This window comes from Bradyrhizobium sp. Leaf396 (assembly GCF_001424605.1).
Lineage (GTDB): Bacteria > Pseudomonadota > Alphaproteobacteria > Rhizobiales > Xanthobacteraceae > Bradyrhizobium > Bradyrhizobium japonicum_C.
Window position 1 is genome coordinate 164,040 of sequence record NZ_LMQJ01000001.1, and the last position, 22,667, is coordinate 186,706.

Genomic DNA, 22,667 nt, shown 5'->3' on the forward strand with positions numbered 1-22,667 from the left:
GTCTCGGAGAAAATGATGCGCATACTCGTTGTCGAAGATGATCCGATCCTGTCCGACGGTCTGCGAGCGGGCCTGTCTCTGACGGGCGCAACCGTCGACGCGGTCGCCACCTGCGAGGACGCCGATAACGCGCTCTCGACGACCCGCTACTCGGCGGTCGTGCTCGACATCATGCTGCCGGATGGAAGCGGCCTGGATTTGCTGCGCAGGCTCCGGGGACGCCAGGACGCGACGCCCGTTCTTCTCCTGACGGCGCGCGATAGCGTCGGCGACAAGGTCTCCGGATTGGATTCTGGAGCCGACGACTACCTGGCGAAACCGTTCGATCTCGATGAATTGGCCGCGCGCCTGCGCGCCATCGTCCGCCGGGAAGGCGGGCGTGCGGGTCCAACGATGACCTACGGCGCCATCGTGCTTTCACCGGCCGATCTCTCGGCGACCGTCTCAGGCGAACCGATCAACCTGTCGCGCCGCGAGTTTGCCATCCTGGCAGCGTTGATGGAGCGTCCGGAGCAGGTCCGCTCGCGTGCCGAACTGGAGGAACGCCTCTACGGCTGGCAGGAGGACGTGGAAAGCAACGCAGTCGAGGTTCACATCCACAATCTCCGCAATAAGATCGGGAGGGATGCAATCCAGACGCTGCGCGGCGTGGGCTACCGGATGGGGACCGTCCGATGAGGTCCTTGAGACTGAGACTGTTCGCGATACTGCTTGCCGCGACCGGGATCGTCTGGGTCGCGGCGGTCGTCTGGATCTACGTCGGAAGCCGCGACGAGGTAGAGCATGTTCTCGACACGCGCCTGCAGGAGGCCGCGCGCATGGTGGCCTCGCTGGCGTCGGGACTCGACAATCTCCCCGGAAACTCGGTGCCTGCGGCCGCGCAGCCGCTCGGCAGCTACGAACGCCAGCTGTCGTGCCAGATCTGGTCGCTCGACGGCCGGATGGTCGCCAAGTCGAGCGGCGCGCCCGACCAGCAGCTCTCGCCCGCCGCATCCGGCTTCTCGGACCGGATCATCGACGGCGAACCCTGGCGCGTGTTCTCCGTCGAGGACGCCGACCACAATCTGCGGGTGATGGTCGGGGACCGTGTCGGGCTGCGGGAACGCCTGGTGACGGATCTGATCAAGGGACTCATGCTGCCCGCGCTGCTGATCGCGCCGCTGCTCGGTGCCGCGATCTGGGCGAGTGTCGGACAGGGCCTGCGCCCGCTGCGACAAATGGCTCAGGACCTCGGCACGCGGGAGCCGGACGACATGCGGCAGGTGGAAACCGAGCGGGCCCCGGCCGAGGTCAGGCCGCTGGCCCTCGCCCTGAACGGCCTTCTCAGCAGGGTTGAGGCCGCACGCCGGCACGAACGCGAGGTAACCGCCTTCGCCGCGCACGAACTGCGCACGCCGCTCGCGGGCCTGAAGACGCAGGCCCAGGTGGCTCTGGCTGCCGATGATCCGCAGGTCGTCCGTGGTGCGCTCGAGCAGATCGTAACCGCGGTCGATCGCAGCACGCGCCTGGTGCGCCAATTGCTGACGATCGCAAGGCTGGATTCCGACGCTGTCAACGCGCCGCTGGCGCCCGTCGCGGTCGGGCCCATTCTGGAGGAAATCGTCGCCGCTACGCCAAGGCACGAGCGGACGACCGTGACGATCGACGCCGGCGTCCGAACGATGGTGCTCAACACGAATGCCGAATGCCTCCAACTCGCGCTTCGGAACTTGCATGAAAACGCCGTACAGCACACTCGAGAAGGACGTGTGGTCTGGAGCGCTGGCAAGAACGCCATCGCGATCGAGGACGAGGGGCCGGGAATCCCTCCCGACGAGCTCGACCAGATCGGCAAACGCTTCTTCCGGGGAAGGCTGAGGAGCCCGATCGGAAGCGGGCTGGGCCTCGCGATCGTCAAGCTCGCGCTTGCGAAGGTCGGGGCGAAACTCACCATATCGAATCGCGAAGGTCGCCGCGGCACCAGATCGGAGCTGACGTTCGATGTTTGAGCAACGATCAGCGCCGCAGCATACCGCGCTCAGGCAAGATCGTGATGCCCGGTCTCATCGATCTGCATCGTCACGTCTATTCGTGCGTCTCGGCAATCGGCATTCCCGCCGACGAGTTGGTGCAATTTCAGGTAGCAGCCGATCAGCTTCGTTGACAGCCGCAACAACAGGAGAGCCTGTTACGCGCCTGGCGTTACCCCAAGGCGGCCGAGGCCAGGCAGCTTGAGCGCCGGGCGGCGGATATCGAGGCCGAGAACGGCGCCGAAGAAATTGATCTCCACGCCTTCGACCCAGCCAATGGACAGGCCAACGTATCCGGCGAGCGAAGCAAAGATGCCCGTTCCGGAGGCCGTCAGGCCGAACCATTTGCCGGTGTACGGGAAGTCCTTGCCGATCGCGGTCGGCGGCAGGACGGCCCGGAGTTCAGGGACGGAGTCGAGTGCGGCCTGCACGAAGGTGTTCGAATTGGGACCGGGCCAGACGCTGTAATCCCCGTAGGATCGAAACCTGTAGTTTTCGATCACATGCCGGATCTTCGGGATCAGCGCCTCCGCTCGCTCTCCGTCGACTGCCACGATGATTTCTGGCGCGGCGCCGAACCACCGCCCATCCGGAGCAAAGCCGTTGGTGCGGAGCGGCTCGCCCCACGCCGTGTAGTCGTACCGGGTGTAGGTCGCCGCATCCTTCTCCTTGACGACGATCCAGGTGTGAATGGCGAAGATGCTGCGCCATCTCACCGTTCTCGCCCCGAACACCCGTATGACGGCTGCAGGGTGATCGGCAGCGGCAGTCAAGAGACCGGCACTCGACCGATCGGCCGTTTGCCAGTTCTGGCGGCCATCGCCCAGCCAGAAATATCTGACGGCGGATGCGGTCAGCGGGGCGAAGACAAGGAACAGAAAGATCAGCAAGGGCTTTTTCAAGGGAGCGGTACGGCGAGGCTTTCGAGAAGACATATAGTTCGCGTCGATGCCGACGCCATAGCTGCTCCCATTGGTGCCGGGGTCGGACGGGTACCCGAGAGGACGTGGTTGTTCTGCAACCGCAGCAGGATTGGAGCATGGGCATGGACACGAAGGAAGCCGCCGCGATGACAGAGGCCTCCGGGCTGACGGACGATCAGGGCGGCATAGAGCAGAGTTCGAGCTTGCGGTCGGGCTCCGGAGGGCAAAGCGGAGCTTTTGATCCGCAGCTCCGGTCGCCGCCTGCAGACGCCGCGAAGCGGCTGGCTGACCAGCTGCGCGAGATCACTGTCAAGGCGCCGTTACGGTCATTGCTTATTGCGTTCCTGGCCGGAGCATGGATCGCGCGCCGGCGATAGGAGCTCTTCGTGACAAGGAACCCAGCGGTTCAGGAGCCGGCTGGCAGACGGAGGACGGACATGAGAATTCCAGCTTTGGCCGCAGCCATTCTTCTGAGCACCATTTCGTTAGCCATGGCGCAAAGCTCAGGAGGCGCTTCAGGCGGTTCTTCATCCGGCGGAGGGGCGAGCGCAGCTGGTTCTGGCTCTGGCGGTGGCTCGACGCTGTCGAACGGGACCACACTCAGCGGAACCGGCGGCTCGCCAGGTCCGAACTCGGCCAATGCCAAAGGCCAGGGCACCACGGGTGAGAGACTTGGCGTCGCCGCTCCTACACAGGAGGGCGGTGGATCTCGACCGAACTACAACACCCCCGCGGCAAATGCTGCGGTCCAGCAGCTTGGAAACACCAACACGGGTATTCTCAAGAAGTGACGATCACCGGCGCCGGGCGACAGCTCGAGCACCGATAGCCGGATCATCTGGGTCCAAAATCCTCCGAGCTGCGGCTTAAACGGGGGGATTGCAGTCGACTTCGCCTGTCCCGGGCTTCCCCTGGCGGCCCGCATGGCCTATGACGCTGCAACGCAAAATCCCCCCACAAAGACCCCATGATCCGCCTCGACAACGTCAGCAAGCAAGCCGGCCATCAGATCCTGTTCATTGAAGCCTCCGCCGCCCTCAACAAGGGCGAGAAGATCGGCCTTGTCGGCCCGAACGGCGCAGGCAAAACCACGCTGTTCCGGATGATCGCGGGCGAGGAGCTGCCGGACGAGGGCCAAGTCTCGACCGACCGCGGCATCACCATCGGCTATTTCAACCAGGACGTCGGCGAGATGTCTGGCCGCAGCGCGGTGGCCGAGGTGATGGATGGCGCCGGTCCCGTCAGCGAAGTCGCGGCCGAGCTGCGCGAGCTCGAGGCTGCGATGGCCGATCCCGACAAGGCCGACCAGATGGACGAGATCATCGCCCGCTACGGCGAGGTGCAGCACCGCTTCGAGGAGCTCGACGGCTACGCGCTCGACGGCCGCGCGCGCGAAGCGCTGGCCGGCCTCGGCTTCAGCCAGGAGATGATGGACGGCGACGTGGGAAAACTTTCCGGCGGCTGGAAGATGCGCGTGGCGCTGGCGCGCATTCTCCTGATGCGTCCCGACGTGATGCTGCTCGACGAGCCGAGCAACCATCTGGATATCGAAAGCCTGATCTGGCTGGAGAAATTCCTGCGCGCTTACGAAGGCACGCTGCTCATGACCTCGCATGACCGCGAGTTCATCAACCGCGTGATTTCCAAGGTGATCGAGATCGATTCCGGCTCGCTCACCACCTATACTGGCGATTACGAATTCTACGAGCAGCAGCGGGCGCAGAACGAGAAGCAGCAGCAGGCGCAGTTCGAGCGCCAGCAGGCCATGCTCGCCAAGGAGATCAAGTTCATCGAGCGCTTCAAGGCGCGCGCCTCACACGCCGCGCAGGTGCAGAGCCGGGTCAAGAAGCTCGACAAGATCGAGCGCGTCGAACCGCCGCGCCGCCGTCAAAGCGTGGCCTTTGATTTTCTGCCGGCACCGCGATCGGGCGAGGACGTCGTGGCGCTCAAGAACGTCCACAAGGGCTACGGCTCGAAGCGCATCTATGACGGCCTCGATTTCATGATCCGCCGGCGCGAGCGCTGGTGCGTGATGGGCGTCAACGGCGCCGGCAAGTCGACGCTGCTCAAGCTGGTTGCGGGCGCGAGCGAGCCGGACGAGGGCACCGTGGCGCTGGGGGGCAGCGTCAAGATGGGCTATTTCGCCCAGCATGCGATGGACCTGCTCGACGGCGAGCGGACTGTGTTCCAGTCGCTCGAAGACGCGTTTCCGACCGCGGGGCAGGGCTCCTTGCGCGCGCTCGCCGGTTGCTTCGGCTTCTCCGGCGACGACGTCGAGAAGCGTTGCCGCGTGCTCTCAGGCGGCGAGAAGGCGCGGCTCGTGATGGCCAAGATGCTGTTCGACCCGCCGAACTTCTTGGTGCTGGACGAGCCGACCAACCATCTCGACCTCGCCACCAAGGAGATGCTGATCAATGCGCTGTCGGACTTCGAGGGCACCATGCTGTTCGTCTCGCACGACCGGCATTTCCTCAGCGTCCTGTCGAACCGCGTGCTGGAGCTGACGCCGGAAGGCATCCATCAATATGGCGGCGGCTACACGGAATATGTCGCACGCACCGGGCAGGAGGCGCCGGGATTGCGAAGCTAGTCATTGCTCTTGCCGGTCAGCCTGGCGACGGTCTCGATTTCGTTGGTCCAGATGCCGCCGGAATAGCTTTGCGGGAGGCGGGCCAGCAATTCCGGCGTGTCGACGCCCGTAGAGAACTCGCCGCCGCTGTAGGGGCCGAGCACGAACGCGGCGCTGTCTACGCCATTCATGCGTGCGAGGAAGCGATCGGGCCAGCCCCATAGCCAAGGGGCGACGTTGATTGGCACCAGCACCAACGCGTTGCGGCAGGCCTTCGGGACCAGGCCTGTCCAGCCATAGCCGATATAGCGGAACAGGCAGCTTCGGATGGCTGCGCGCGAGATCGTGCGGACATCCGGGGCGAGGCGACGGATCACGTCGATGGGCTCGTCGCCGCCATAGACCATGATGGTCCGGCGCCGCTCGGCCGGCAGTGCGTTCAGCACGCCGGCAAGTCTCTCGCCTTCGTCCGGGTCGCGGCTTTTCACGTTGATGAGGAGCTTCTTGTCCGGAAAGGCTGCGAACACTTCCGATAGGGTCGGCATCATTCCGATCCCCTTGCCGCGAAACGGGAAGGTTTTGCCGCCGTCGGCGGTATAACCGTAACCGATGTCGAGTGACTTCAGCTTTGCCATGGTCTGCGCGCGGGTGACGCCAATGCCGTCCGTCCGGCAGTCCAGTGTCCAGTCGTGGAAGATGGCAAACTCGCCGTCGATGGTCGGGTGCACGTCGAGCTCGACGATGTCGGCACCAGCCGCGAAGCTCGCGCGCATCGAGCGCAGCGTGTTTTCGAGATAGTCGTGCGCCGGCGGCAGCATCCGCGCGGCGGTGCAGGTGTCATTCTTCAGGTCGCGCTCGTCGAAGCGTTGCGCCATGCCGCGATGGGCGAGCAACAGCGGCTTGTCGTCCTGATGTGACGCCAGAAGGCTTGTGTTGTTGACATAGATTGCAGCTGCGACGGCGATCACGATCGCCGCGGTCACTCTCAGTTTCCTACCCACCGGACAGTCCTCATTCCGCGATCATCTTCTCCGGCGTTTGAGGTTGATTTGCGGCACGCGGCGCATTGGAGGCTCCGGGTTCGGCGCCTTGAATACCCTGAGTCCGTTCGCTACGCTTTCGCCAAAGGGAGCGAACATCATGAAGCAAATCCGGATCGGCGACATCACCATCGATGCGGTGATCGAGCGGGAAGGGCCGTGGCGGCGGGCGCAGGATTTCTTCCCGGCCTACGACGAGTCGGTCTTCAGACGCCATCTGCCGACGATGGAGCCGGAGGTGTTCGATGCCACGCGCGGCATGATCGTCATCACATACCAGAGCTTCGTGGTGCGCACGCCGCGCTACACCATCCTGGTCGATACCTGCACCGGTGAGGACAAGGGCCACCCGCCGCCGTTCGATTTTCCCGGCAAGGAGCGCTGGCGCAACGAATTGTTCGCGCTCGGCATCTCCTTCGAGCAGATCGACTACGTGTTCTGCACGCATCTGCACATCGACCACACCGGCTGGAATACGACCCTGCGCGACGGCCGCTGGGTGCCGACCTTCCCGAACGCGAAGTATGTCTTCCACAAGGGCGAGTACGGGGCCTGGGAGGCGGAGCACGCCAAGGGCAACGATCCGCCGGGCACCGTGTTTCGCGACAATTGCCTGCCCATCGTCGAAGCGGGGCAGGCGCTGTTGGTCGATGACGATTACGCGCTCGACGACACCGTGACGCTGACGCCGACGCCGGGGCACTCGCCCTGCCATTGCTGCGTGAACATCGTCTCCAGAGGTCAGCGCGCCGTGGTGACCGGCGATCTCATGCATCACCAGATCCAGTGCCGTGAGCCGGAGTGGTCAGCCAAGCCCGACTGGGATCCAAAGCTGTCGGCGCTGTCGCGGCGGAAATTCTTCGCCTCCGTTGTGGACACGGACACGCTGATCCTGCCGATCCATTTTCCCGCGCCGACCGTCGGGCTGATCAGGCCGCTTGAGGGGGCGTTCGATTATCGGTTCAAGCGGGAATAGCTCCCTCGCTCATGGCCGGGCCTGGCCCCGGCCATCGACGATCTCCTGGCACGACGCCCCAGACGTGGATGCCCGGGACAAGCCCAGGCATGACGAGTTCATGGAGCGAATGTTCGCGGAAGCAGCGATCTGCAGCGATCAGGCGCCGGTCTCGCACTTCTTCATGAAGCTGTTCTTGGCGGCGCCCGAGAGCGGCTTGCCGTCGGCGCTGACGGCCTTGGGCGCGCAGGCGTCTTCCTTGCACTTCTTCAGGAACGAGGTCTTGGCGGCGCCGGCCAGCGGCTTGCCGTCCTTGCCGACGGCCTTGCTCTCGCAGGTTTCTTGCGCCAGGGCCGAGCCCGCCGCAAAGCTGGCAACGATCGCGGCGAGGAAAATCCGCTTCATCATGGGTGTCTCCTAACCAGAAATGGCCGCCGGATTGGAGCCGGGAATCATGGCGCAATCAAGCAGGATGAGCAGCCATGGTCCGGTGTCCCTGGCGATTCTTCAACGCCGGCTCGGCAGCTGTTGCGTGTTGCACCGCTCGCTGACCCCGTCCGGCGATCCTGCTAGCTTCGATCACCCTAGCTGGATGGAGCATCGTCATGGACGCCACGATCGCGAAAGGCCAACAATCCGCCGACCGGCATTCTCATCTGGTTCGCCCCCAAGACATGGAATGGCAAAAGACCCGCTTTCCGGGGTGCGAGGCCAAGACATTGCTGTTCGATCGCAGCAGCGGGCTGATGACTGCGTTGATGCGTTTTGCGCCGGGATCGGTGCTGCCCGATCACGAGCATGTCGGGATCGAGCAAAGCTGGGTCATCGAAGGCGCGCTCGTCGACAAGGAAGGCCCGGCTGAGGGCATCGCCTGCAAGGCCGGCGAATTCATCTGGCGCGAGGCGGGCAGCCGGCATGCCGCCTGGTGCCCGGAGGGCGCCCTGATCCTTGCGATCTTCCAGGTGCCGAACAAGTTCTTCGAAGCCGACGGCCGCGTGGTCGATGCGGCCGGCCAGGACTGGGACGAGATATGGGGGCACACCGGCGCCCAGCGGAGATCTCCCAGCTAGGGTTATACGCCCCGGATGAGCAGCGCCTTGAAGTCGGCTCGCGCCCGCTGCGCTTCGGCGCGCGCGACGTCGGAGGCATCGCCCATGCCGAAATAGCCGTGGATCAGGCCGGGGCCTTCATGGTGCTTGACGCGCACGCCGGCGGCTTCCAGGGCCCGGGCGTAGGCTGCGCCCTCGTCGCGCAGGGGATCGAACCAGGCGGTGGTCACGATGGCCGGCGCGACCCCGGCGAGGGAGGGTGCGCGGAGCGGTGACACCCGCCAATCGGTGGCGTGGTTGGCATCGGCAAGATAGTGACCGCAGAACCATTCCATCGTTGCGCGGGTGAGAAAGTAGCCCTCCGCGTTCTCGGCGCGGGATGGATAGCGCGCGTTCTCTTGCGGATCAGCGTAACGGCCGAGGACATCGGTCACGGGATAGACCAGCAATTGTGCGGCGAGCCTAATGCCGGCATCGCGGCAGGCGATCGCAGTGGTCGCCGCCAGATTGCCGCCGGCGCTGTCGCCGGCCACGCCGAGGCGCCGCGCATCGCCACCAAATTCCGCGACGCGGCCAAAGACGTCGTTCACAGCGGCGAAGGCATCCTCAAAGGCGCCGGGAAAGCGCGTCTCGGGTGGGCGACGATAGTCGACCGAGATCACGACCGCGCCGGTTTCGATCGCAAGGTTGCGCGCCTGCCGGTCGTGGGTCTCGAGATCGCCCGCAACCCAGCCGCCGCCATGGAAGAACACCACGGTCGGTGCCGGCGTGGCGCCGACCCGATAGACCCGTGCGTCGAGCGGACCGGCACCGCCCTTCACCTTGATGTCCTGCACGCTGTCGACGGGCGGAGGCGGGATGGCGGCGCGCGAGGCAGCCAGTGCGCGCAAGGAATCGCGGGCGCTCTGTGGCGTCATGACCGTGGGATCGCGCATCGGCATGAGCGGGATGATCTGGGCGATGACGGGATCGAGCGGCGCGGCCATGGCGGGTCTCCTCGCGAGGTTCTTGGTCTTGCTTGCGGGCTAGCATAGGTTTTGCGCGGGACATCGGCAACCGGCCGTGTGCCATGCCGGACGAACGGGCAGGGAGGTTCACGAGTGGAATTCGAAAAGCTGGTCCAATCGCGCCGCAGCGTACGCGGTTTCAGGAAGGACCCGGTGCCGCGCGCGGTGATCGAGGCGATCATCGAGAGCGCCAAGCGCGCGCCATCGTCGATGAACACCCAGCCCTGGCATGTCCACGTGCTCACCGGCAGTCCGTTGGAAGAGCTGCGCCGCCGCAACATGGAGGAGATGGTGGGCGGCGCCAAGGTCAAGCGCGACATCGTCAGCCATGGCGAGTACCAGGGCGTGCACCGCACGCGGCAGGTGGACATCGCCAAGAAACTGTTCGGCGCGATGGGAATCGCGCGAGACGACAAGCCGATGCGGCAGGACTGGGTGTTGCGCGGTTTCCGCCAGTTCGACGCGCCGGTTTCGCTGGTCCTGACCTACGACCGCGTGCTCGATCCGGGCGCAGTCTGCCATTTCGACCTGGGCGCGCTTTGCTACGGCATCGTGCTCGCGGCTTGGGACCGCGGCCTCGGCTCCGTCATCAACGGGCAGGGCATCATGCGCTCTGACATCGTGCGCGAGGTCGCGAAGATTCCGGAGGACGAGGTCATCATGACCTGCGTCGCGACGGGCTATCGGACGACGGCTTTGCCGCGAATGCCGTGCGCTCGGACCGCGAGCACAACGACGAGTTCGTGCGTTACGTGGGTTTTGCCGACTAGCACGAGCAGGAGGAGATTATTCTCCGGCCGAAATTTTCGGTGCGGCGCTGCGAGCGGCCTCTTGCAATCTCGAAGATGCAGGAGGAACAATGTCCGGAGTGAGAGGTTTGTTGCTGGCGCGAGGGATTTGACATGCGGCGGCTGGCTAGCCTGGTTCGGCGGTTCTTCGGCCCGCGGATGCGGCGTCCGATCGATGATGATCCGAGTCTTCCTTTCACACCCGACGAGTTCGGCCGCCTCATTCGTAGCGGCAGGCACGAGGACATGAAGCTGCTGGCCGAGGGGTTGGCCTGCCGGTCCATTCGGCGCCGCGCCAGATATCGTGCGACGCACTAAAGCGCCGTGAGATCATGGAAGGCATCTCGCTTTGAGTTGTTACTTGAGCACAATCTCTCCGGAAGGCCGCTGCACACTTTCCGGATCATGCCCAAGCTGGTTTCGGCGGCACTCACCTCGTGAGTGCGACTTGCTTGAACGCGGTCACCAGCGCCTTCTCGAGCTTTCCGGTCATCCCGCATAATATCCCGTACGCTTCCGCGCGGGGCATGGTCGGCTTGTACTGCCGATGCTCGATCAGCGCTGCGAAGATGTCGGAGATCGTGAGCATCCGCACGATGTCGCCGATGCTATCGGCACAGAGGGCGTCGGGATAGCCGCTGCCGTCGAGATATTCGTGATGATGACGAACGGCATCGAGGATCTCCGGCGAGATCTTGTCGTGCCCCTTCAGAAACTCGTAGCCCGCGGCCGGATGGGTCTCGATCAGGGCGCGTTCCTGCGCATCGAGGCGGCCCGGCTTGTCGAGGAGGGAGAGCGGGATTTGCGCCTTGCCGATGTCGTGGAACATGGCCGCCGAGTAGAGGCGCTCCAGATCGGGTCTTCTGACGCCGAGGCTCAGGCCGAAGTCGATGGCGACCCCGGTCACGAGCAGGCAATGCTGATAGGTTCCTTCGTGGTGGCGCCGCACCGTCGTGAGCCATTCCGACAAACCATGTTCGGTGATGCGTTCGGCAATCTGGCGGCCGGCTTCCCTGGTGCCGTCGATATCGAGCGGCTGGCCCAGGGTGACCGCCGTGAACATCGAGGCGATCGCGGTTGCCGCAGTCTCGACAGCATCGTCGGATTGCGCAGTTTCGCTTGCTGACGCGGAGGACCGAGCCGGCGGATCGGACAGGGCGGACAGCAATTTGATCCGGTTGATCGTGCCGGGCAACACGGTCGTCGCTCCCAGCGCGTAGGCCTGTGAAACGCCGACGTGAGACGCGTGCTCCAGGAGGAAGATTCGCTTCCTCGCTTTCGCCAGCTTGCCCGCCCGCTTCTTGATGGCCGCGATGTTGTCGACGTCGCGAAGCTCCGCGCGGATGACGATGGCGGACGGCACCTGTGACAGCTTGGCCTCGGCGTCCAGCCGTTCGCCTGCGACGGAGAACCGTTCCTCGAGAATCGAGCACACGCCCGCCAGCTTGTCGGAGGTATCGGCCAGCACATGCACGAAGGGGCGGGCCGCTTCACCTTCGCGGATGCCGTTACGGTCGACGGGCCTTGAGATGGTTCGCGCGTTCTGCACGGTTCGACCTGTGATTCCAGAAGTGCAATATGCCCGGATGAACTTCTCTGCCTATTTGGGATGATCGGAGTTCTGCGCCGCGGCCGCCGGTCCGCTCGCCGGCTTCCTCTTGCCATCTGCAGTGATGAAGTGAAGGCCCGCCGTGGTCCCGTCGATCCAGACGAGCTCGCAACGCCGATAGGCCAGTCCCGTCGACGATAGCAGCATGAAGAATTCCTTCGCCTGGAGCACGTCCAGCGTCCCCTCGACCTCGACTTTCGCGCCCGTCTGCGACACGTCGAGCAGAACGCAGCTGCGCCGCCATGTGCCGTCGGAGCCCATGAGGTTGACGGGATGCCTGTGGTCCATCCGCACGCGCGAAGCTTTGCGACCGTCGAACTTCATCGCCTAACTCCCATTTTTGCGCCGCGATTTTCCCGACTGCTCCCTTTGGCGTTTGCGGCGATTTCACCCCATCGCACCGTCCACTGGCTGGTCGACAGAAGCAGGGTCTCGAAAATGTGCTGCGCGCGTTCGCGCTCGGCGAAGGAGAGCCTGGTGCCGCTGCGGTTGCCGAGGATGGCAAGCGTCGTCTGCCAGTTCAGCCGCGAAGCCCGGCAGGCCATGACCAAGCCCTCGCAATCCTGATCGGTCATGACGCGCTCGATGATCTCGATCGGAGCCCCGGAGAGTACCGACAGCGCCGTGAACAGATTGGCGGTCTCGCCGCGGATGGCGAAGCGGTTCACCGTGGAATCGTTGAGCTTGCCGATGCGGTTGAGTGCGACGATCTCGGGCCTCGCGTTTGCGTAGTCAGCCGCGCAGGGCAGCTTGGGGGCGATCGACGCGGCAGCTTCTGGACGCGAGACCGGGAGCGCCTCTGGCTGCCTGCGGGCGTTCGGATCCGGTGCGGCCGACAGCAGTTTCCGCACGACCAGATCTGGCGTGTCAGGCCTGAGCGCCAGCGCCTTCGTGAGCTCGTCGTCCCCGGCGCACTTCTCGAGGAGCGCAGCGTAGCCGGCATCGGAGAACAGTGCTCCTGCATTGCCGATCAGCGCGAGGTGGACGGCCCGGTCGCCTGCCTTGACGAGCGCCCCCGTCAGTGGCGGCTCGATCAAATCGCGAGCGGCGATCGCGAGCTGTTGCCGCCTGCCGCGCGAGGTCGCGATTGCCTCGAGATCCGAGGTGGACAGGGCCGGTGATTTGAGCAGGACTGGACAGGCCACGTCCGGATCGTCGTGTGAGGCGAGACGTCGTAAGGTCTGCGGCGGAGCTGCCTTCAACTCGGCAAGCGCATGGCTCAGTTGAACAAGCGCAACGGCCTCGACCCGGTCTGTCAGTCGCAGCAGCACACCATCGGTGACTCCCGCGAGCAGCTCCTGAGACCGGTCGCCGCTGCCGGTGAGCAACTGCACAATGCCGGACAGGATGCGGGCGCAGCGGTCGAGCGGACACGCTGCTACCGCATCTTCCAATTCGACCAAAATATCAGTAGGCGAGTTTGCCTTCATGGCAGCAGCCTGAATTGAAATGAACTTGACGATCAAACGACGTCATTCAGCCTCACGGACATTAATTTGAATTTTAGGCACCGACGGCTCCGGTATCGCCGCACCGTCTGGGGAGCCAAAAACGCTATCGAAATTCGGCGAGACGGGGCGCCCCGGCTTGTCCCTGCAATTAGCCCCCTCGCCAATTGCTCAGGACAAGTTAAGATTGATTATCGGGCCTAGCGTAAAGCCGAAGGGGGAAGCTAACCGGCGTGGTCGCCGGACGCGCGCCAATTGCGGCGCCGCGGTTCATCTCGCCATGAACAGTATTGATGATGTGCCGGGGTCGGCACTCAAAACGTTTCGTTTTTCAGACGTCGACGAATTTCGAAGCGCCATACGCGGGTTGAATTTCGAATTCACACCTTTCGTACGGAAGATTTCGGCCGAGCAGACGATCCTGTCCTTACCCGGCTGCGACGTGAATCTGACGCACGCCTTTCCTCGGGTGGTCGACGCACAGCTCGTGGAGAATTGCACGGCGATTGGCTTCACGATGGACGACCTCAACGTGCCCATCCGCTTCAACGGCTCGCAACGCGCGCGACCGGTCGTGGTCATTGGCAGCAGTGGCGCCGGCTACACCACCATCGAGGAGGTGCAGCGTCAAATCGCCTCGGTGGTTTTCAGGCCGGAGGTAGGGGGACGTGGTTGGCCGCCTACGCCATCCAGCTTCAAGATTTTCGAGATCTCCGCGGACGGCTTGCAGCGGCTGCGCAGCGTGGTTCGCGAGGTGCTGGCCGAGGCCGCCGGCTCCGTGGAGGTGCCGGAGCTTTCATTGAAGGGCGCGGCGATGAGGGAGTCCTTGCTCGCAGCCGTTGATGAAGCCCTCCACAGCGTCGTTTCGGCCCGCTGGACGCTGGCCCCAAACGACGGACGGAGTTTCAGGATCTTCCAGGAGATCCGCTCGCTGCTCTCCGACCTGTCGCAGCCGATCTACAGCGACGAGATCGCGCAGAAGCTGGGGCTGTCCGTTCGCACCATGCACGACGTGGTCCGCCGCTATCGCGGGATGAGCCTGCACCGTTACCTGCGCCTGCGCCGGTTGTGGCTGGTGCGCCGGCAGCTTCTGGCCGGGGCCGAGAGCGTCAAGGCGGTCGCGCTGGCGTTCGGCTTCTGGCATCTGAGCGATTTCTCCCGAAGCTACCGCCACCAGTTCGGAGAGACGCCGTCGCAAACGCTGGAGCGCGGACGCGGCCGATAGCGCGCCAGAAAATCGAGTAGGGCCGGGCGACGGTTTCGTGCTACCGTTTGGTCATGAGCAACCGCATCCTCGTCCTCTACGGGTCATACCGTTCCGACCGCATGGGCATCCGCCTTGCGAATTTCGTCATCAATCGGCTGCGCGACCGCGGCGACGACGTCGAATTCATCGACGCCAAGGCGATCGGCCTGCCGATGCTCGACCGCATGTACAAGGAGTACCCGAAGGGCTCGGCGCCCGCCGAGATGGAGAAGCTGGCCGCGCAGATCCGCGATGCCGACGGATTCATCTTCGTCACCGGCGAGTATAATTGGGGCATTCAGCCGGGGCTGAAGAACCTCACCGACCATTTCCTCGAAGAGTGGTTCTGGCGCCCGGCCGCGATCGTGAGCTATTCCGCCGGCCGCCTGTCCGGCGCGCGTGCCGCGACCGCATGGCACGGCACGCTGTCCGAGATGGGCATGGTGGTGGTGTCGAGCACCATTGGCGTCGGCCCGATCGCGCAGACGCTGTCGGCGGAGGGGGAGCCGATCGGCGAGGGCGGCAAGGCGCTGGAGCGCTCGTTCCCGCGCTTTGCCGACGATCTCACCTGGTGGATCGAGGCGGCGAAAGCGCAGCGGGCGCGCAAGGCGCCGCCCTACTGACGTCGCGTTGCGGGCTACGAATCCGCCCTCCTACGCGGCCCTGACCTCGCTGAGGAAGCGGTCGAACTGTCCGGCGAGGTCGCGCGACTGCGTGGAAAGCTGTTCGGCTGCGCCCAGCACTTCCCTGGCGGCCGAGCCGGTGTCGTCGGCGGCGCGCTGCACGCCCGAGATGTTGGTGTTGACCTCCTGGGTGCCGCGGGCGGCTTCCTGAACGCTGCGGGCGATCTCCTTGGTGGCCGATCCCTGCTCCTCGATCGCTGCGGCAATCGCGGTGCCGATCTGGTCGATTTCGCTGATGACCTCGGCGACGTTGCGGATTGCGGCCACGGTCTCGTCGCTCGCGGTCTGGATCGCGGTGATCTGTTCGGAGATTTCTGTCGTGGCCTTGGCGGTCTGGCCGGCCAGCGACTTCACTTCGGAAGCCACCACGGCGAAGCCGCGGCCGGCATCACCGGCACGGGCGGCCTCGATGGTCGCGTTCAGGGCGAGCAGGTTGGTCTGCTCGGCAATGCTCTGGATCAGCGTGACGACGTCGCCGATCTTCTGGGCGCCCTCGGCAAGGGTACGCGCGGTGTCGCCGGTGCGGCGGGCGTTGTCGACCGCGCGGGCCGCGATCTCGGTCGATTGCGCGACCTGGCGGCCGATCTCGGCGATCGAGGAGGTCAGCTCCTCGGTGGCGCTGGCGACCGTCTGGACGTTGGTCGAGGTCTGCTCGGACGCGGCGGCGACCACTGCGGCCTGGCTGTTGGTTTGCGCCGCGGTCGAGGTCATCGACTGTGCGGTGCTTTCCATGGTCGCCGAGGCGCGGGACAGGCCGCCGACCAGCTCGGTGACCTTGGCCTCGAAGGCGCGGGTGAGCTCGTCGAGCGCCTGCGCGCGGCGCATCTTGCCGTCGTTCTCCGCCTGCTTCTCGGCCGCGAGCCGGTCAGCCCTGATCATGTTGTCCTTGAACACCTGCACCGCCGCCGCCATTGCGCCGATCTCGTCGGAGCGCTCGGCGCCGGGGATGCTGTCGGCAACCTCGCCGTCGGCGAGCCGCGACATCCGCGTCGTCAGGGTCACGATCGGAGCGCAGACGCGGCGGCGAACCATCACGATGAGGCCGACGCTCGCGATCAGCACAGCGACGAGGCCCGCGAGCGCGATCGTGAAGCTGGTGCGCGCGGCGGAGGAAGCGTCGGCGAGGATATGCTCGGCATTGTCGTAAAGAGCATCGCGAACGCCGATGATCGAGCCGAGACCTTTTTGTGAGGCTGCGTAATAGGTCTCGACGTCGTGCTCATATTTGCCGCTGATGGCACCGTCCTTGACCATCTTGAGCTCGCGTCCGAATTCCTCGACATAACGCGAATTCATGGCCTCCAATGCTGCGCCGACATTGGCCGGGGTCGCCGGATGGCCGCGCAGCTCCATCAGGGCCATCACGATCTGGTCGCTTCGACCCTGCATGCGGGCAACGTCCGCCTTCTCGGCGTCGGTTGCAACCTTCTTGCCGCCAACAAGGTTCTTGTGGACGCTGGCATTGAGGCCGCCGATGTCGCGCAGCGTCATGGCGATGTTGGCGTAGTTGGCCTGGCGGAAGGCATCGCCGTTGAGGATCGCCATGCGGCGAACCTGCTCGTTCAGCAAGGCGGTGACGCCGGCGTTGAGCACCGCATTGTCGGCTACGACCTTCCTGGCGGCATCCTTGCGTGCCTCCGCGGGTCCTGCGATCGCCTTGTCGATGGCCTCGCGCAGTGCCGTGAACTTCGAGTTGATGGCGTCAATCTCGGTGCCGATGGCGTTGCCGTCGTCGAGCGAGCCCGGCAGCTCCTTGCGCAGAGCATTCATCTTGTCGCGGGCGCCATCGGTCTGCTTGCGCAGCTTGTCATGTCCGGAGAGCTGTGCCGGATCAACGGTGGCCGGTCCGTAGAGGATATTGGTTGCAAAGCCGCGCTCGGGGTTGAGGTAACGCGGGATGTCGCTGACCGCGCGGACGATCGCCAGGCGGCCCTCGGCTTCGCTGATCCGCTCCATGGTCTGGTATTTCGTCACGGCGACGTAGACGGCGAGGCCACCGCCCACGGTCGAGAGCGAGACGATGGCGCTGGTCAGGAGCGTACCGATTTTCATGATCTGTCCGGCAATTGACGGAGAACTATATTTCGCCGGACGTTAGGCGGTCCGTGTTAATCGCGGGTTTACGCTGCAGGTCCGATCAACTCAGCCGGGTGCCCGGTCGAGCTTGGACAGGATCTCCAGCGTGGCGCGGTCGCGTTCGCCCGCAAAATATCGGGCAATCGCCTGATCGAAGATCGGCTCGTCGGACACCGCACCGAACAGCGTCATCGACGAGCGGAATTTGGCGTCATCCGGAGCCCCGAGGATCGCGTTGATGGTCCGCCCCTCGACGGCGAGTACGAGCCTCGTGCACTCGATGAGGCGCGCCCCAAGGACGGGGTGGGCGAGATAGGCCTTCGCCTCCGCGCGGGAGCCGATCGCGTAGCGTTGCGACATGGCGCTGAAGCCGAGGCCGGCGACCTGCGGGAAAATGAACCACATCCAGTGAGTCTGCTTTCGTCCCCGGCCAAGCTCGCCCCGGACGTCGCGATAGACCGGGTCCTGGGCTCGGACAAAGCGTTCTAGATCGAAAGGGTCGGTCATTGGATACCTTGGCAGGCCTTTGCGCCGCGATTATGCCTAACTTTTGGCTCCCAATGTGGTAGCTGGTATAGAGTCTCTCCGGGTGGGGGTGGGTAGCCCCCGGGGGTCGATTTGGGGATCTGATGGTTTCCGACGCAGCACATGCCGAGAGGCTGTTGTCGCGCCGCCGTGTCGGGCGGGCCGAGACGATTCTGCTGTCTCTGGCGGCAGTCGCGCTGGCATTGGGTGCTGCCGCGTGGGTCGCGGATATCGGCGATTCGAGTCCGTTGGTCTCCGCCGCGCTGCCGCCGGCCAATGCCCCTTCATTCGAGGACCGTTTCGCGTCGGCGTCCGGCAGCCCGACGCCACGCGAGCTCGGCCTGCGGGTATTGGAGCGCTCCACCGTGAATGCGGTCCAGTTGAAGCTGCGGGACGCCAAGGCGATGCTCGCGCAGAAGCTCCAGGGAGATGACTGGCGCTCGATGCTGACCGACGACGACGGGAGCGCGGAGGACGAGCGGAGGTCCTCGCACCGTGCCGACGCCATCCCAATGCCGCGCTCGCGTCCGGTCCAGGCGGACCTGGCCGCCCAGATCGCCTCCAGTCAGGCCTATGCCGATACCGGTTCCCGGGCCGACAACCGCAATTTCTTCGAAAGATTCACCGACAAGATCAAGCTGGCCTCACTGACGCCCGGCGACGGCCTGTTCGGAAAGGCGCCGGATCTCGCCGCCCTCGGCTACGATTCGCGGACCGCGGTCTATGACATCTCGGCCAAGGCGGTCTATCTCCCGAGCGGGGTCACGCTGGAAGCGCATTCCGGCTTGGGCGCGCTGATGGATGATCCGCAGTATGTCGACCGGCGCATGGTCGGCGCGACACCGCCTGCCACCTACGACCTGAAGCCGCGCGAGAAGCCGTTCCACGGCGTCCGTGCGCTGCGCATGACTCCGGTCGAAGGCACCAGCGCGCTCGGCCGTGTCGGTCTGCTCACGCACAGCTACTTGCTCGGACCGCGCGGCGATTCCAACGGCTGCGTCTCGATCAAGGACTATGATCGTTTCCTCAAGGCCTACGACAATGGCGAGTTCAACCGCCTGGTCGTGGTGCCGAGCCTGCGCGGCGCGACGACCGCTTCGCAGCGCGCGAGCACCGATTCCTGATATTCGCCTGCGACGGCGGGGCTGCCGTTTCCCCTTCGTTAAGCCGTCCTCGTCCAGAAGCAGCCCATGAGTGATCCCTCAAGTTCCGAAACACCGCTGCGCACGACGTTCAAGATCAAGCTGAACGGCGACACGCTGGCGATCGCGACCGTCGGTCAGGCCTATCAATTCCTCACCAACTTCAAGTCGGTCGAGTGGATGGAATTCCGCTCCCTGCACGAGGACGCCGTCGCAGCCCTGGAAGGTGCTGCCGGTAACGCCATGCTGGCCGTGCAGGCAACCAACGCCGTGCGGGCGCTGTTCGTGAGTGCCAAGCTGCTTTGAGGGCTTTTCAGCTCACAGCCTCGGCCCGGATGCAGCCCGGGAAGGGGTTGCAGCGGATTGATAGCCCTGCGCTTACGTCCGCCCGCGCTCCAGGCCTTCTCCTCGCATCTTGAACTCCGCTACAGGAACGGGCAAACGGTCCGCGACCGCAAGTCCATAAGTTTGAAACTGACTTTCAGGGAGAGCCTCATCATGAAACGCCGTACATTCCTCAAGGGCGGTGCAGTCGCCGGTGCGACGACGCTGGTTGCTGCACCTGCGATCGCGCAGAGCATGCCCGAGATCAAATGGCGCCTGACCTCGAGCTTCCCGAAGTCGCTCGACACCATCTACGGCACGGCGCAGACCTTTGCGAAATACGTGGCCGAGGCCACGGACAACAAATTCCAGATCCAGACCTTTGCGGCCGGCGAGATCGTTCCGGGCCTCCAGGCGCTCGATGCCGTCAGCACCGCCTCGGTGGAGATGGCGCAGACGCCGCTCTACTTCTACATCGGCAAGGAGCCGGCGCTGGCCTATGCCACCGGTGCGCCGTTCGGCATGAACCATCGCCATCAGGAATCGTGGTGGCACTTCGGCGGCGGTGCCGATCTCACCAACGAAGCGCTCAAGCCGTTCAAGGCGCACGCCATCCTCTGCGGCAATTCGGGCACTCAGATGGGCGGCTGGTTCCGCAAGGAGATCAAAACCGTCGACGACCTCAAGGGTCTCAAATTCCGCATCGCCGGCATGGGCGGCCATGTGCTGGCGCGGCTCGGGGTCGTCCCGCAGCAGATCGCCGGAGGCGATATCTATCCGGCGCTGGAGAAGGGCACGATCGACGCGGTCGAGTTCGTCGGCCCCTATGACGACGAGAAGCTCGGCTTCCAGAAGGTCGCCAAGTACTACTATTTCCCCGGCTGGTGGGAAGGCGGCGCCATGCTGCACATGATCGTCAACGACGAGAAATGGGCGTCGCTGCCCAAGCAGTATCAGGCCATCGTCAACCAGGCAGGGTCGGCGGCCGGTGCCTGGATGCTGGAGAAGTATGACAGCGTGAATCCGGCAGCGTTGAAGCGGTTGATCGCCAATGGCGCGGAGCTGAAGGCGTTCCCGCAGCCGGTGCTGGAAGCCTGCTACAATGCGACCCAGGACCACCTGAACGAACTCGCCGCCAAGAGCGCCTTGTTCAAGCGGACCAAGGAGAGCCACGACGCCTACATGAAGGAGCTCCTGTTCTACACGCAGATCGCCGAGAACTTCTACGACAACTATCTGCTGAGCAAGACGCGCAACAAGACCTGAGCGGAAGAACCGGGCGCGGTCGTCAGGCCGCGCACCGTCATTCAGGGGCGCGCCTCTTGGCGCGAACCCGGAATCCATTTCACGCGTGTTTTGCTGCCCGATGGATTCTCAGATGCGCAATTGCGCATCGTGGTTCGCGACTTCGTCGCGCCCCGGACTGACAGCGGAACGGCGCTCTACGCCGTTCCCAACCCCAGCTTCGCGTAGATCCGCCTTGCATAGGCACCGAACGCGTCCGTGGTCTTGAGCGGCAGGTCGCGCGGGAAGGGCAGGTCGATCGCGAAGTAATCGGCCATCTTCGCCGGGCCCGCCGTGAGCACGGCGCAGTGCGAGGACAGGAAGACGGCTTCCTGAATCGAATGCGTGACGAAGATGATGGTCTTGCCGCTCTGGCGCCAGATCTTCAGCATCTCCAGATTCATCTGCTCGCGCGTCAGCGCATCCAGCGCGCCGAACGGCTCGTCCATCAGGATCAGCTTTGGATCGTGAATGAAGGCGCGCGCGATCGCCGTGCGCTGCTGCATGCCGCCGGAGAGCTGCTGCGGGTATTTCTGTTCGTAACCGGCGAGCCCGACCAAATTGAGCAGGTCACGCGCCCGTTCGCGCGCGGCTTTCACGGGAAGGCCGACGATTTCGGCCGGCAGCAGCACGTTGTCCAGAATGGTTCGCCATTTCAGCAGGAGCGCCTGCTGGAACACCATGCCGATGTCGCGGGTGGGGTCGAACGGGCTGCTGGCATTGCCGATTTTCACGGTGCCGCCATCGGCGCCGTGCAGCCCGGCCAGGATCTTCATCACGGTGGTCTTGCCGCAGCCGGAGGGGCCGACCAGCGAGACCAGCTCACCTTCCTGCACGTCCATGGTGACGTCGGACACCGCGAGAAAGTCGGTGCCGCCGCTGCGATAGACCTTGCGGACGCCCTGCAGGCTGATGAAAGGGGCCGAGCTCATGCCCGCCATCTGTCCAGGTTTGCGGCGACGAAGGCATCGTCGCTGAGGTCGGCGTGCTCGCGCGTGACGCGATCGATCTCTTCCTTCTGACCGGGGCTGAGGCCCTCGTTCGGATCGAGGCACCACAGGCCCTTCATCAGGCCCTGGCGCCGCAGCACTTCATGGCAGCCGGCGATGCAGCCGTGGAAATTGTTGGCGACGTCGAAGAAGGCGCTGTTGCAATCGGTGACGCGGGCATCGAGCGCCAGCAGATCGGCGGGCACGCTGTCCTTGTGACGCGCCGCCTTGCAGCGCTCGAACTGCTTGATGGCGCTTGCGGTCCACACCGACCAGTGGCCGAGCAGGCCGCCCTTGAAGTAGGTGCGGGTGGTGACGCCGTTATCGCGCAGGTCGAACGGCAGCACCAGGTCGAGCAGGATGTGGTCGTCATTGCCGGTGTAGAGCGCGACGCGATCGAGCGCACCGGCGGCTGCGACGCCGCGGAGCACGTCGAGGGTCCTGTAGCGGTTGAACGGCGCGATCTTGATCGCGATGACGTTGTCGATCGAGGCGAAGCGTTGCCAGAACCGGCTGGACAGGATGACGCCGCCGACGGCGGGCTGCAGGTAGAAGCCGACCAGCGGGATCTCGGCGGCGACGGACGTGCAATGCGCGATGATCTCGTCCTCGGACGCATTCTTCATCGCGGCGAGGCTGAGCAGGCCGGCGTGATAGCCGATATCCCGTGCCGTACGGGCTTCGGTGACCGCCTGCTTCGTCGGACCCGCGAGGCCCGCAACCAGCGCCAGCGGACGCTTGGTCCAGTTCGCGGCAGTCTCGGCGGCAAGCTCCAGCACGGGGCGATAGAGGCCGACGTCGCGGATCGCGAATTGCGTCGTGTGCACGCCGACGGCGAGGCCGCCCGCCCCGGCGTCGACGTAATAGCGCGTCAGCGCGCGCTGATGCGTCTTGTCGAGCTGGCGCTCGGCGGTGAGCGCGAGAGGATGCGCAGGCAGCACGGTGCCCTCGGCGATCAGCTTGCGGATGTCGCTGTTGATCTGGCTGTGGTGCATGATGTC

Annotated in this window: 23 protein-coding genes and 1 pseudogene; 13 read left to right on the top strand and 11 right to left on the bottom strand. The window is 64.8% G+C overall.

Annotated elements, in window-relative coordinates; genetic code table 11:
* The first annotated feature begins 15 nt into the window (after positions 1–15).
* From ASG57_RS00805 to ASG57_RS37465, 3 genes are read left to right on the top strand one after another with little or no spacing between them, the layout of a single operon-like run.
* Positions 16–678, top strand: a complete 663-nt coding sequence (locus tag ASG57_RS00805; protein ID WP_024338040.1) for a response regulator — start codon at positions 16–18, stop codon at positions 676–678.
* Positions 675–1,988, top strand: coding sequence for an ATP-binding protein (locus ASG57_RS00810; RefSeq protein ID WP_057195507.1), 1,314 nt, complete (start codon positions 675–677; stop codon positions 1,986–1,988). Before ASG57_RS00805 ends, ASG57_RS00810 begins: the two co-directional genes overlap by 4 nt.
* Positions 1,985–2,143 (top strand): hypothetical protein, encoded by a 159-nt coding sequence (locus tag ASG57_RS37465; protein WP_156402549.1) that lies wholly within the window; start codon positions 1,985–1,987, stop codon positions 2,141–2,143. Before ASG57_RS00810 ends, ASG57_RS37465 begins: the two co-directional genes overlap by 4 nt.
* 24 nt (positions 2,144–2,167) lie before the next feature.
* Here the strand turns inward: ASG57_RS37465 and ASG57_RS00815 are convergent, their stop codons facing one another.
* Complete coding sequence (locus ASG57_RS00815) at positions 2,168–2,899, bottom strand: DUF3750 domain-containing protein (protein ID WP_057195508.1); 732 nt, start codon at positions 2,897–2,899, stop codon at positions 2,168–2,170.
* A gap of 155 nt (positions 2,900–3,054) precedes the next feature.
* On the opposite strand from ASG57_RS00815, the gene ASG57_RS00820 reads away from it, so the two are divergent.
* Both ASG57_RS00820 and ASG57_RS00830 read left to right on the top strand, forming a co-directional pair.
* Positions 3,055–3,309, top strand: coding sequence for a hypothetical protein (locus tag ASG57_RS00820; RefSeq protein WP_028145829.1), 255 nt, complete (start codon positions 3,055–3,057; stop codon positions 3,307–3,309).
* Between the two features lie 590 nt (positions 3,310–3,899).
* Positions 3,900–5,522, top strand: coding sequence for an ABC-F family ATP-binding cassette domain-containing protein (locus ASG57_RS00830; protein WP_057195509.1), 1,623 nt, complete (start codon positions 3,900–3,902; stop codon positions 5,520–5,522).
* Here the strand turns inward: ASG57_RS00830 and ASG57_RS00835 are convergent.
* A complete protein-coding gene (locus tag ASG57_RS00835; RefSeq protein ID WP_057195510.1) occupies positions 5,519–6,502 on the bottom strand; it encodes a glycerophosphodiester phosphodiesterase family protein in 984 nt (327 codons plus the stop codon). The genes ASG57_RS00830 and ASG57_RS00835 overlap by 4 nt on opposite strands.
* Positions 6,503–6,641: 139 nt before the next feature.
* Between ASG57_RS00835 and ASG57_RS00840 the strand changes: the two genes are divergently transcribed.
* A complete protein-coding gene (locus ASG57_RS00840) occupies positions 6,642–7,517 on the top strand; it encodes an MBL fold metallo-hydrolase (protein WP_057195511.1) in 876 nt (291 codons plus the stop codon).
* 138 nt (positions 7,518–7,655) lie between these two features.
* On the opposite strand, the gene ASG57_RS00845 is transcribed toward ASG57_RS00840, so the two are convergent.
* Positions 7,656–7,904, bottom strand: coding sequence for a hypothetical protein (locus ASG57_RS00845; protein WP_029673989.1), 249 nt, complete (start codon positions 7,902–7,904; stop codon positions 7,656–7,658).
* A 197-nt stretch (positions 7,905–8,101) separates the two neighbouring features.
* Here ASG57_RS00845 and ASG57_RS00850 point away from each other — a divergent pair, with 197 nt between their 5' ends.
* Complete coding sequence (locus tag ASG57_RS00850) at positions 8,102–8,566, top strand: cupin domain-containing protein (RefSeq protein ID WP_024338031.1); 465 nt, start codon at positions 8,102–8,104, stop codon at positions 8,564–8,566.
* 2 nt (positions 8,567–8,568) lie between these two features.
* Here the strand turns inward: ASG57_RS00850 and ASG57_RS00855 are convergent, their stop codons facing one another.
* A complete protein-coding gene (locus ASG57_RS00855; RefSeq protein ID WP_057195512.1) occupies positions 8,569–9,531 on the bottom strand; it encodes an alpha/beta hydrolase in 963 nt (320 codons plus the stop codon).
* A gap of 114 nt (positions 9,532–9,645) precedes the next feature.
* Between ASG57_RS00855 and ASG57_RS00860 the strand changes: the two are divergent.
* A pseudogene (locus ASG57_RS00860) lies at positions 9,646–10,322 on the top strand (nitroreductase).
* A 448-nt stretch (positions 10,323–10,770) separates the two neighbouring features.
* Here the strand turns inward: ASG57_RS00860 and ASG57_RS00870 are convergent.
* From ASG57_RS00870 to ASG57_RS00880, 3 genes are read right to left on the bottom strand one after another with little or no spacing between them, the layout of a single operon-like run.
* On the bottom strand, positions 10,771–11,889 hold the full coding sequence (locus ASG57_RS00870) for an HD-GYP domain-containing protein (protein ID WP_024338027.1): 1,119 nt from the start codon (positions 11,887–11,889) through the stop codon (positions 10,771–10,773).
* A 51-nt stretch (positions 11,890–11,940) separates the two neighbouring features.
* Positions 11,941–12,273: a PilZ domain-containing protein gene (locus ASG57_RS00875; protein WP_024338026.1), complete on the bottom strand. Its 333-nt coding sequence runs from the start codon at positions 12,271–12,273 to the stop codon at positions 11,941–11,943.
* Positions 12,270–13,379 (bottom strand): DUF2336 domain-containing protein, encoded by a 1,110-nt coding sequence (locus ASG57_RS00880; RefSeq protein ID WP_057195600.1) that lies wholly within the window; start codon positions 13,377–13,379, stop codon positions 12,270–12,272. Before ASG57_RS00880 ends, ASG57_RS00875 begins: the two co-directional genes overlap by 4 nt.
* Before the next feature lie 298 nt (positions 13,380–13,677).
* Between ASG57_RS00880 and ASG57_RS00885 the strand changes: the two genes are divergently transcribed.
* Positions 13,678–14,622, top strand: coding sequence for an AraC family transcriptional regulator (locus ASG57_RS00885; RefSeq protein ID WP_057195513.1), 945 nt, complete (start codon positions 13,678–13,680; stop codon positions 14,620–14,622).
* 53 nt (positions 14,623–14,675) lie between these two features.
* Positions 14,676–15,266, top strand: a complete 591-nt coding sequence (locus tag ASG57_RS00890; RefSeq protein ID WP_057195601.1) for an NADPH-dependent FMN reductase — start codon at positions 14,676–14,678, stop codon at positions 15,264–15,266.
* Between the two features lie 30 nt (positions 15,267–15,296).
* Here the strand turns inward: ASG57_RS00890 and ASG57_RS00895 are convergent, their stop codons facing one another.
* Together ASG57_RS00895 and ASG57_RS00900 are read right to left on the bottom strand one after the other, a co-directional pair.
* Positions 15,297–17,378 (bottom strand): methyl-accepting chemotaxis protein, encoded by a 2,082-nt coding sequence (locus ASG57_RS00895; RefSeq protein ID WP_024338022.1) that lies wholly within the window; start codon positions 17,376–17,378, stop codon positions 15,297–15,299.
* A 90-nt stretch (positions 17,379–17,468) separates the two neighbouring features.
* Positions 17,469–17,909 carry a DUF1810 domain-containing protein gene (locus ASG57_RS00900; protein WP_057195514.1) on the bottom strand — a complete coding sequence of 147 codons (441 nt, stop codon included), beginning with the start codon at positions 17,907–17,909 and terminating at the stop codon, positions 17,469–17,471.
* Positions 17,910–18,100: 191 nt separating this feature from the next.
* Here ASG57_RS00900 and ASG57_RS00905 point away from each other — a divergent pair, with 191 nt between their 5' ends.
* The 3 genes from ASG57_RS00905 to ASG57_RS00915 all read left to right on the top strand — a co-directional run bounded on the left by ASG57_RS00905 (position 18,101) and on the right by ASG57_RS00915 (position 20,659).
* Positions 18,101–19,051, top strand: coding sequence for a DUF2778 domain-containing protein (locus tag ASG57_RS00905; protein WP_057195602.1), 951 nt, complete (start codon positions 18,101–18,103; stop codon positions 19,049–19,051).
* Positions 19,052–19,117: 66 nt separating this feature from the next.
* Positions 19,118–19,375 (top strand): hypothetical protein, encoded by a 258-nt coding sequence (locus tag ASG57_RS00910; RefSeq protein ID WP_024338019.1) that lies wholly within the window; start codon positions 19,118–19,120, stop codon positions 19,373–19,375.
* A gap of 192 nt (positions 19,376–19,567) precedes the next feature.
* Positions 19,568–20,659, top strand: a complete 1,092-nt coding sequence (locus ASG57_RS00915; protein ID WP_057195516.1) for a TRAP transporter substrate-binding protein — start codon at positions 19,568–19,570, stop codon at positions 20,657–20,659.
* Positions 20,660–20,835: 176 nt separating this feature from the next.
* On the opposite strand, the gene ASG57_RS00920 is transcribed toward ASG57_RS00915, so the two are convergent.
* Positions 20,836–21,618 carry an ABC transporter ATP-binding protein gene (locus tag ASG57_RS00920; RefSeq protein ID WP_028145822.1) on the bottom strand — a complete coding sequence of 261 codons (783 nt, stop codon included), beginning with the start codon at positions 21,616–21,618 and terminating at the stop codon, positions 20,836–20,838.
* Entirely contained in the window at positions 21,606–22,661 is a 1,056-nt protein-coding gene (locus ASG57_RS00925) for a dihydrodipicolinate synthase family protein (RefSeq protein WP_057195518.1), read from the bottom strand. The genes ASG57_RS00920 and ASG57_RS00925 overlap by 13 nt, the downstream gene beginning before the upstream one ends.
* Between the last annotated feature and the right edge of the window lie 6 nt (positions 22,662–22,667).